At 47.6% G+C, this 3,968-nt stretch carries 6 protein-coding genes; 4 read left to right on the top strand and 2 right to left on the bottom strand.

Features of this window, described 5'->3' with window-relative positions:
* Positions 1-231 precede the first annotated feature (231 nt).
* Positions 232-459, top strand: a complete 228-nt coding sequence (locus RMO27_RS20865; RefSeq protein WP_309736192.1) for a hypothetical protein — start codon at positions 232-234, stop codon at positions 457-459.
* A 43-nt stretch (positions 460-502) separates the two neighbouring features.
* On the top strand, positions 503-1,309 hold the full coding sequence (locus RMO27_RS20860; protein WP_309736191.1) for a zeta toxin family protein: 807 nt from the start codon (positions 503-505) through the stop codon (positions 1,307-1,309).
* A gap of 6 nt (positions 1,310-1,315) precedes the next feature.
* Here RMO27_RS20860 and RMO27_RS20855 read toward each other — a convergent pair whose 3' ends face one another.
* Positions 1,316-1,468, bottom strand: coding sequence for a hypothetical protein (locus RMO27_RS20855; RefSeq protein ID WP_309736189.1), 153 nt, complete (start codon positions 1,466-1,468; stop codon positions 1,316-1,318).
* A 139-nt stretch (positions 1,469-1,607) separates the two neighbouring features.
* Positions 1,608-2,381 carry an ABC transporter permease gene (locus RMO27_RS20850; protein WP_309736186.1) on the bottom strand — a complete coding sequence of 258 codons (774 nt, stop codon included), beginning with the start codon at positions 2,379-2,381 and terminating at the stop codon, positions 1,608-1,610.
* 508 nt (positions 2,382-2,889) lie between these two features.
* On the opposite strand from RMO27_RS20850, the gene minC reads away from it, so the two are divergent.
* Together minC and RMO27_RS20840 are read left to right on the top strand one after the other, a co-directional pair.
* Positions 2,890-3,696: a septum site-determining protein MinC gene (gene minC, locus RMO27_RS20845; protein WP_309736185.1), complete on the top strand. Its 807-nt coding sequence runs from the start codon at positions 2,890-2,892 to the stop codon at positions 3,694-3,696.
* Positions 3,697-3,857: 161 nt separating this feature from the next.
* Positions 3,858-3,968, top strand: a 111-nt coding sequence (locus RMO27_RS20840; protein ID WP_309736194.1) for a P-loop NTPase, incomplete at its 3' end; no start/stop codon positions are given.

Genomic DNA, 3,968 nt, shown 5'->3' with positions numbered 1-3,968 from the left:
TGAATTTAGTCAATCTCACGCGCTCGTCTTATCTATAGCGTTCCCCAATTGAATCGAGATCTGAAAATCATGAAATTAGCCGATCTCGAAGAATTCGCCGATTAGATCGACAGAGGGTACAAGATTTGTAGATAGCTCGTGTAATAGTCCTAGAGATCGCCTCTAGCATCCAGCCTTCAGGTAATTACGTCTTAGTTGGTGTACGATCGAAATAAGAATGGAGTAAAAGCTATGACTGCTATAAATGATGGATTAAAAGTACAGTCGCCAGAACCAGCACAATTCGAGCGGCATAACTTCATGGAATTGCGCGATGGCGAAGTTAATGAGATCTCCCAAGCGGCAGTTTCCAAAGCACTAGCGCAAAAGGAAGCGATGGGACTGCCCATCACCATTTGGAATAACGGGAACCCCTATCGACAGCATCCCAATGGGCGAATTGAATATATTCAGATTTAATCGCGGTGGCAATCGCTAAGGCAACCCGTTCGTCACATAAAAAATGCCATCACCCAAAATAGTTATGTTTGCGGGGCCAAATGGGTCTGGTAAATCAACCGTTACTGCAAATTTTCAAGCCCTGCCAAATTTTCCGACCAACTATGCCAATGCAGATGAAATCGCCAAAACACTGTCGGGTGATGCAATGGCACAATCCTATCAAGCTGCAAGAATGGTCGAGCAACAACGGTTAGATTGGGTGACTACGAGGCAATCATTCGCCTTTGAGACAGTCATGAGTCATCCATCGAAGCTAATTCAACTGCAACAGGCAAAGGCGGTAGGATACATGGTGGAGGTTTATTATGTGTCCACCATCGACCCCCGTTATAACATTTTGCGTGTCGCCGACCGCGTTAATGCTGGCGGTCATGATGTGCCGCCAAACAAAGTAGTCGAGCGTTACTACCGGAGCCTGTCTCTGTTGCCACTAGCAATTGAAATCGCCGATCGAGTAACATTAGTCGATAACACAGAATTACCGATCGAATGCGCTCAGGCATGGCAAGGAACCGTGCAGCGAACTGTTGCCGCTTGTCCCAACTGGGTAGAAGCAGCAATCGATGCTGTTGGTGCGAGAAAGATATCCAGAGCAACCTGGCAGCAATGGGCTAATGCTGAAGGACTACAAATATTGGCGGCTTCTGCGTGGAGTGGCAGCTATCAAGGGGAGATCGTGCGGATGGACGATCGTTTTCTGTTGCAGGCAGTTGGTGAAACTGTAGTTCTACACGATCGGTTATTGCTCAAGCCAGATTATTCGATCGGTCAAATGCCGTTAATTAGCTATCGTGAAGGTGTTGGATAGTTTGGGCTAGTTCTGAGCGAGAATTGCTTGAAATCTCGCTGCGGTAGCATCCAATTCCGCCTCAATTAAAGCATCTAACTCCGACTGGAGATCGGACGGGAAGGAATCACCGAGATCGCGGGAAAATAGCAAGACGACCCTAACTGGGAAGAATGCCAAACAGCCATTGCCGAAGCACGTCAAGCAGCTAATGACAGCGAAGGTATCTGCATAGAATGGACGATCGATCGTAACCCGTACATTTAATTCTCTTGCTGCTCAAGAATCCTCGATCGCTATATCGGTGCAAACATTGCTACTAAAACTGTTTGCGCGAGAAAATTACCGTTGTCAGTAGTAACAAGACGACAGTATAGAGTACCGCATAACCAGCATTGATTAATAGGGCAGTTGGTTGAGGTAATATGCCATAAACGGCATCATTTTTGAGATCGAGTCGGGAGAGATCGGGTAACACTAAGTACAAGTTATCGGTCATTTGCTGAAAACCAGGATTTTTGGTTACGCCAGCTAGCTTGACCATCCCCTCACTCAAATGCCCGACTAAATAGAAGGAAGACGTCAGTAAGATCGCCAAGATCGAACTAGTAAAGACCCCAAATAGTAAGGCAGCAGCAGCAATCAGACACAATTCGATAAATAGGAATAAGGCTGTCAATAACAGCGGCCCTAATTGATAATTGATGTGTGCCAGACTGAGGATGGTGAGGTAGATCGCGCTCATCCCAGCGACTAGAGTGGCCAAGACCGCAGCCAAACCCAGATGTTTGCCGAAAATAAATTCCATACTGCCGATCGGTTTAGTGACGATCGTAAATACCGTCCGCTTTTCAATCTCTTTATTAATCAGGTTTGTCCCGACAAAAATCGCGATCGCGACCCCCAGCAAATTGGTACTAGCCGCCCCGAAATCAGTCAGGATTTTCTCCTGCGCTGGGCCAGATATCTCTGGCAATAGCCGCCAAGCGATCGACATTAGTACCGCATAAAACCCGATCGTCAAAAATATCCGTTCGCGCATCACTTCGCGAAACACATTGCTAGCTACTGCCCAAATCCGAATTAAACTCATTAGTATTGATGACTTTCTAGACGATTTGACTAACAACCCATGATAATACGCCTTGGGTAATCTGACGATCGCCATGACAACTCGATCGGATATTTAGTCGAGCGCGATTGTTAACTTTGAAAACGTGGGCGTCGATATCGCTTGAGCGTACATTTTTTGATCGCCAGTAACCATTGCTGTTGCTGAAGATTCGGGCTGTGTTGGTAGCTCGACCAGCTAGTGATTTCGCGCGTTCGGATCTGCGTTGCTGCGATGGATCTCGTGCCGCCAACTCCAGACACAAACATAATGGTAGCAAAAGTTACGATTACTAATTTAGGCATAAGCGATCGAGTTTTCCCTAAAGATCTTTAATCTGGCTACTAAATATTACTACCAAGTATGCCTTCTTTAAATCCATGTTGAATAATCCCCTCAGAACATCCGTTTGAAGTGTAAGATGTAAAAGCCATTTGCGATCACCACCACTCTGTAGGCTATGAATGCTGATTTTTCATCTACCTTGTCCATGCTAAGTGCTCAAGAAAAACCAGAACCGACACCACCGACGCCATCGGAGCAGCCCAAACTACAAATCCGGCTCAAGAACGAAGATGGAGTGGTGAAGTTGATCCTGCCTACAGAATCTGAAACACCTGCTTCGGCGGGCTGGAATGAATTGTGGGAACAACTGCAACAACGGTTGCAAGCTGGCAAAAGATTTTGGCAGCCATTAACGGGAGTCCATTTAATAGCTCACGATCGCTTGCTAGATGCCCGACAATTACAAGGAATTGCTGACGCACTAGCTGATGTCTCGCTAAAACTTCAGCTCGTGGCGACTAGTCGTCGCCAAACGGCGGTAGCGGCTGCTACTGCTGGCTATTCAGTGACTCAGCAGTCCGCGATCGCGCCATTATTAGTCCCAGCAGAAGGGGCACCCCCACAGATTGTCGATCCCCTGTACTTGCAGATGACCGTCCGATCGGGAATGGACATTCGGCATGAAGGAACGGTAGTGATCGTGGGTGATGTCAATCCCGGCGGCGAAATTTTTGCGGCGGGGGATATTATTGTGTGGGGTAGACTAAGAGGTATCGCCCATGCTGGTTATCCCAACAATCCCCAATGTCTGATTATGGCATTGCAGATGGAACCAACTCAGCTCAGAATTGCCGATCGCGTCGCTCGCGCCCCCGAAACTCCGCCCCCACAGTTCGAGCCAGAAATTGCCTACGTCACCCCGCAAGGTATTCGGATCGCCCGCGCGATCGATGCCAAAACCACACCCTATTTGCGCGAACTCGCGCTACCAGGCTCCCAGCGAACTGAGTAACCGATCGCGGACAAAGATCGGTGGTAAGTCTAGGCTGACTTAGCTACTTGCCACCGCAGAGCGGAAATTAGACCCCAACCTTAGCAACCAAAATTTAGACGAGCATCACCATTAAATCAGACTTTTATTATTCATAATTTACAGTTCCCAATTTATAATTCATGACTCGTATTATTGTAGTTACTTCCGGTAAAGGCGGCGTGGGTAAAACCACCGTCACTGCCAATCTAGGGATGACCCTCGCCAAAATGGGGCACCGAGTCGCCCTCGTC

The organism is Chamaesiphon sp. OTE_75_metabat_556 (assembly GCF_031378165.1).
Lineage (GTDB): Bacteria > Cyanobacteriota > Cyanobacteriia > Cyanobacteriales > Chamaesiphonaceae > Chamaesiphon.
This window is presented reverse-complemented; position numbering and strand designations above follow the sequence as displayed.

Excerpts from the sequence above, each read along its gene's own strand:
- RMO27_RS20865 (WP_309736192.1), top strand. The coding sequence starts at position 232 with ATGACTGCTATAAATGATGGATTAAAAGTACAGTCGCCAGAACCAGCA.
- RMO27_RS20860 (WP_309736191.1), top strand. The coding sequence starts at position 503 with ATGCCATCACCCAAAATAGTTATGTTTGCGGGGCCAAATGGGTCTGGT.
- RMO27_RS20850 (WP_309736186.1), bottom strand. The coding sequence starts at position 2,381 with ATGAGTTTAATTCGGATTTGGGCAGTAGCTAGCAATGTGTTTCGCGAA.
- minC (WP_309736185.1), top strand. The coding sequence starts at position 2,890 with ATGCTAAGTGCTCAAGAAAAACCAGAACCGACACCACCGACGCCATCG.